Origin of the sequence: Acidiphilium sp., assembly GCF_049977125.1 — a bacterium.
Classification (GTDB): domain Bacteria; phylum Pseudomonadota; class Alphaproteobacteria; order Acetobacterales; family Acetobacteraceae; genus Acidiphilium.
This window is the reverse complement of the sequence record NZ_JBMFGY010000218.1, coordinates 1-3,811: the sequence shown is the minus strand read 5'-3', so window position 1 is coordinate 3,811 and position 3,811 is coordinate 1. Positions and strand designations below refer to the sequence as shown.

Annotated in this window: 3 protein-coding genes; all 3 read left to right on the top strand. The window is 58.5% G+C overall.

Translation table 11 applies throughout. The annotated features are described in order from the left end of the window. Window positions 1-228 precede the first annotated feature (228 nt). Entirely contained in the window at window positions 229-2,547 is a 2,319-nt protein-coding gene (locus ACP5E6_RS16985; RefSeq protein WP_427956163.1) for a penicillin acylase family protein, read from the top strand. A gap of 253 nt (window positions 2,548-2,800) precedes the next feature. After that, window positions 2,801-3,154, top strand: a complete 354-nt coding sequence (locus ACP5E6_RS16980; RefSeq protein ID WP_427956162.1) for a hypothetical protein — start codon at window positions 2,801-2,803, stop codon at window positions 3,152-3,154. Beyond that, on the top strand, window positions 3,151-3,690 hold the full coding sequence (locus ACP5E6_RS16975; RefSeq protein WP_427956160.1) for an RES family NAD+ phosphorylase: 540 nt from the start codon (window positions 3,151-3,153) through the stop codon (window positions 3,688-3,690). Before ACP5E6_RS16980 ends, ACP5E6_RS16975 begins: the two co-directional genes overlap by 4 nt. The last annotated feature ends 121 nt before the right edge of the window (window positions 3,691-3,811 follow it).

Genomic DNA, 3,811 nt, shown 5'->3' with positions numbered 1-3,811 from the left:
TTTCATCAAGGGTGAACCAAATCGGCGGACACGATCCCTCGGACACCCTATGTCGGGACGTGTCAATTGGGTTGCTCGATCGTCTCAGAATCGTTACAATCATTCTGTTCGTTTGCGATAACGGGAAAGTTATCATGTAAAGACTTAGCAGGAAATCCGGATGGTGAACTGTTTAGACAGATACCAATTGTTCTGGTGCGTTGAATGAAGACGGCAAGGTGGATCGCGATGCGGTTCGGCATCGGTATCCTTCTTCTGTTTGTCGTGGCAGCAGGCCTCCTGGCCGGATTAATCGTGGTCACCCTTCCCGGCGAATCTGGAACCGTTCGGCTGCCTGGCTTGTCTGCACCCGTGATCGTCAGATTTGGCGCCCGTGGCGTGCCATATATCCAGGCAGCGAACTCCGCCGATGCGGCAGAGGCCTTGGGCTATCTGCAAGCCCGGCAGCGACTGTTCCAAATGGAACTGATGCGGCGTCTTGCTGAAGGCCGCCTCTCCGCGTGGTTCGGCGCGCGCACTTTGGCGACCGACGAGCAGATGCGTACCCTCGGGTTGAAGCAGGCGGCGATTTCGGCAGCGGGGGCGCTTGATCCACGCACCCGCACGTTGCTTGATGCCTACGCGCGTGGGGCAAATGCCTGGATTGATCAGCGCGGTAGGTTCTGCGCGTGGGAATTTCTTTATTTCGGCAAACCACAACACTGGCGTCCACGGGACTCTCTGCTTTGGAGCGAATTACTGGCCAATCAACTGTCCGGCAACGCCTGGGTCGAGCTTGAGCGCCTGACTCTTGCCCGAAGCTTGCCGCGTACAAAAATCATGCAGCTTTGGCCGGAGGTTCCGGTACCGCCGCCTGATAGTGTATTACGTCACAACGGTTCGGCCCCATTCCGATTTGGCTTCTCGAAAGCCGACGTCCGTGCCGCTCGCGCAGCACTCTCCGTGATTCCGCGATTTCCTGCGCCATTTACTGGTCCAAGCACAGCCTCGAACGAATGGGCAGTGGCCGGGAACCGCTCAGCGACCGGCGCGCCGCTCCTTGCGGGTGATCCTCATCTCGCCTTTGCCTTCCCCAGTCTTTGGTATCTGGCGCGGATCAATACGCCGCTCAGGACCCTGGCCGGCGCTACCGCGCCCGGCACGCCATTTTTGATTTTTGGTCACAATCGTCATATCGCGTGGACTTTCACCAACAATGGCGCGGCGGTGCAGGATGTTTTCATATTTCGCCGCATCGGGCACGATCATTATCTCGGTCCTGCCGGCCCTTTGGCGTTTGGTATCAAGCATGAGACCATCCGGGTGGCGGGCCGCCATCCTGTCGCGTTCACCGTCCGTAGCACGATTGACGGGCCGGTTCTCACGCTGCGTCGGCATACCGTGCTTGCCCTTGATGCAGTCAACCTGACTCGGCACGACCGCGCCGCTGAGGGAATTCGGCGTCTCGATGATGCACCGAATCTTGGTGCGGCCGATGCCGCGGCAGACTTGATCACAACGCCAGTCGAGAATCTGCTAGTCGCCAGTCGGCGACGGATTGGCCTGTTCGTGACCGGATGCGTGCCGTTGCGCGGCATGGGTAATGGTGCCTGGCCGCTCGAGGGCGACAAGGTCGCCGACCAATGGACGGGTCTCGCCTGTGGAGCCGCTTTGCCGCGCATCATCGAGCCCGCGAGCGGTGTTATCGTCAACACCAACGAACAGGTTGCCCCACCCAATTTCCCGGTGGACATGGGCCGAGATCAAAGCGGCGACTGGCGTTCGGCGCGTATCCGCGCCGACCTGGCGCAACATCGGCATCTCACTGTCGCGGATTTCGCCGCGATCCAGCATGATGTCATCAGTGCCTACGCTCAGGCGTTGCTGCCAACTTTGAACAAGATCCATCCGGCCACACCGCTGGCTCGGCAGGCAGTGGCTCTGCTGCAAGGCTGGAACGGCGCGATGCACCGTGATGCCCCCCAGCCGCTTATCTTCAATGCATGGGTCCGCGCGTTCCGCAACCGGGTGTTGTTTCTGAACCATGTCCCACTGACCGATGCCGGATTGGCAACGCGGCACTTCGTCCAGTTCCTGTTGACATCGCCTGTCTGGGCGCGTGGCTGGTGCGGTGGCAGTTGCGCGCCTCTGCTTTCGGCAGCAGCGGACCGCGCTATGGCGAGTCTTGCACGAACTCAGGGCGATAATCCCGCCCGCTGGACCTGGGGTTCGGTACATCGCGCAGTTTTCGCCGACACGCTGCTGGGGCATCTGCCGCTGATTGGCCGTCTCATATCGCCGTCGATTTCAGTGGGAGGCGATGGCAGCACGGTTGATCGCTCGGTGCCGGCCCCGTCTGGCTGGACCGCGATTCAAGGGCCGAGCTACCGAGGCATCTATGAACTTGCGGACCTCAACCGTAGTCGCTTCATCATGGCACCTGGCCAGTCGGGTGACGTGTTCAGCCCGCAGTCGCGGGATTTCCTGAAATCCTGGCGTGACAACGATACGATCACCCTCAAGGCTACCCCACGCAAGCAGCGTGGCAAACTTGTCCTGCTACCCTGATGATCTTCCCCCGTGGTTGTCAGTAAGCGATCCGGCGTACGCCTCAGTTCTCGTAGCCTGAGAGCCCATCGGTAGCGAAATCCGGGAACCAACGCCGCGGCGCCCCCCGATGATCAAGGGGCGCTATTCCGGAAGGGCAAGGCGAGTTTTCATCATGCGATACCATACTCTCCGACGGTCTTGTTCGATACGCGCTTCCGGTGGGCGCAAAACGTGCTATATATGCCCTTATTACGCACTCATGGAGACAATGATGCTGACCGCTCTTTTGGCAGACATCCGCGAGAGGGATTTTGTTTCACCGCGCCGGATGAGCGTGAGGATGCGTCTGCCACTCTCTGAATTGGCGCGTCTTGCGCATGTTCATCGCAACACGTTGAGCAAACAACCCGAATCTGCCGCGGTCCAAAAGAGCCTCGAGCCAGTCGTGCGGATTCTAATGGCCGCAGAGGAACTCACCGGAGATGCCGACAAGGCGATCTTGTGGTTTCGACATCAGCCCATCGTCGGTTACGATGGTCAAACAGCCCTTCAACTCGTCGAGGCCGGACATGCGCAAGCGGTTTTCGCTCATCTCAATGACTTGCGGGATGGCCTCTACGCTTGAGTTGGGATGTTGCATCTGTCGGCGGCGTCACGCTCAAGGGGATTTTCTGGCGCATGTTGGCACCGCGTTGGTCTTATGATCCGCTTTCGGGAGCAGGCGCTGCCCGTGCCGGAGGCCGTTGGAATGAGCAAGGGCAGGCAGCCCTTTACCTTTCCGAAACTCATGCTGTCGCGATCGCCGAATATCAGCAAGACTTGCCGAGACCAGGCACATTGACAGGCTACGAAGTGGAGGCGAGTTCCATTTTGGACATCACCAATAACGCGGTGCGAACTTCAATCGGCATCGATGTGAGCTTTCTTAAACAAGCCTGGAAGCAAGACCGAGACATTTCTGGACGGCGGCCTGCGTGCTGGGATTTCGTTCGTCAGGTCGCCGATCAAGGATGGACTGGCCTGCGTGTGCCCTCGGCGCAGGGTCCAGGGAATAACCTGGTTCTCTGGCATTGGAATACGGATGGAGGCGCCGATGTTCGTGTCATCGACCCTGCAAGTGACCTTCCACGAAATCAGTCCTCCTGGATTAGTCGGATCTGAGTTCGGACTATTTGCGAAATCTTGGGCTTGTACGTGCAATAGATGATCAATGGCAGATGAAAACCCCACAATTCTAAATGTGTATTAAATTGCATAAGAAACCAAAACCAGTTTCCATAAT